Origin of the sequence: Nonomuraea longicatena, assembly GCF_039525605.1 — a bacterium.
Lineage (GTDB): Bacteria > Actinomycetota > Actinomycetes > Streptosporangiales > Streptosporangiaceae > Nonomuraea > Nonomuraea longicatena.
On record NZ_BAAAHQ010000061.1, the window covers coordinates 1 to 1,676 of the forward strand.

The window sequence follows — 1,676 nt, forward strand, 5'->3', positions numbered from 1 at the left end:
CCGACCCTCACCGGGTTCGAGGAGCTCGACCCGTCCGTGGCCTACATCCGGCAGAAAGAACTCTTCACCAGGTTCTTCGACCGGGCGACCGAGATCTTCCCGGAACCCTTCCAGCCGTTGCGCCGACCCGACCTGGTCGCCCAGTTCGACAGGTTCTCGCTGCGGGACCGGCTCAACCAGATGGCCCTCCCGCCGGCGGACGAGATCCTGCTGACCAGCTGGACCTCACTGTACGGCGGGACCAGCGAGCGGGGGGCGCTGACCCTCATCCAGCAGTGGTGGGCGCTGGCCGGTGGCACGTTCGAGGGCTTCCACGGCGTCAACACCTACCGCCCGGCACAGGGCACAGTGTCGATCTTGAACGCCATGCTCGCCGAGTCCAAGCCGGTCCTCAAGCTCAACTCGCCGGTCAAGTCGGTGGTCCAGAACGCCGGCAAGGCGACCGTGACGACGCGCGCGGGCGAGTCCTTCACCGCACCGGAAGTGATCATGGCCGTGCCGGTGAACGTCTGGCGCACGATCTCGTTCAGCCCGCCGCTGCCCGCCGCGCATCGGGAGGCGACGAACGCCGGGATCGGCGTGCTGCACGAGAAGAAGCTGTGGATCGACCTGTCCAACCCCACGGACAGGTTCGTGGCCGAGTCACCCGAGGGCAGGGGTGACCCGCTCTGCTTCATGGGCCGGTTCAACGACGGCCAGCCGGTGGTCGCCTTCACCGTCGACCGCACCTTCGACGTCGACGACCGGGACGCGGTGGAGCGGGCCGTGCAGCGGGTGATCCCGGGAGCCACGATGCGCGACTACCTCGTGACCAACTGGCACGTGGACCCGTTCTCCCTGGGCGCCGGCGCGTACCGTCAGCCGTACCAGCTCATCAGGCTGCACGCGAAGCTCCAGCAGCCGCACGGCCGGATCAAGTTCGCGGGCGCCGACATCGCCAACGGGTGGAACGGCTACATCGACGGCGCGATCGAGGACGGCCTGCGCGTCGCGGGCTCGCCGACCCTGTCCGGTCCGGCGGCCGCGGCGGCCAGCGCCGAGGAACGAATTTTCGTGCCGAAGGTGAACCCCGGACTGTACCGCGGCCTCGGCGGACGGTAACAGCGCGCGTCTTGAGACCATTCGCCGACGGGAAAGTCTCAGGACGATCTACGCGTGGTCTGCGTCGAACAGCGGTGGCCGGAATTCCGGTCACCGCTGTTCGCAATTCCGACTCGACAATCTCAACGCGGGAAAACACCTGCACGGGCCGGGCATGCCGCAGCTAGGCTCCTGGCCATGAGCGCGCCCATCGGCTGCACAGCCATGGAAACGGTCTAGTCGCTGTTCTCGTGGTTCCGCGAAACCCTCGATCCACAGCCGGCCAGGCGAGCAGGCGACCACGGAGTTCAGGACGCTATCCAAAATGTTCATCTTGGGCTGACAACACAACAGCCTCGCCTGGTCGTGGCCACATCACGCACCGCGTCCGATCGATCGGACCCCATTATCGCGCGCGCGGCAATCGTGAGTCCGCAGTCCGGCGACGGATCATCCGCTACCAGTTCTCAGGAAAGAAACGAGGGAAAGTGACCCACGAGATGGAATCCGGTCGGCCCGAGGGTCGGAGTCTGACGCGGCGCGGTGTGCTCAAGGCGGGTGTCGCGGGTGGTCTCGCGATCACCGGGGCGGCGGTG

At 67.1% G+C, this 1,676-nt stretch carries 1 protein-coding gene; it reads left to right on the plus strand.

Annotated elements, in window-relative coordinates; translation table 11 throughout:
* Positions 1–1,101 (plus strand): flavin monoamine oxidase family protein (locus tag ABD120_RS38255; protein WP_343955273.1); only part of this gene is annotated, 1,101 nt, incomplete at its 5' end.
* Between the last annotated feature and the right edge of the window lie 575 nt (positions 1,102–1,676).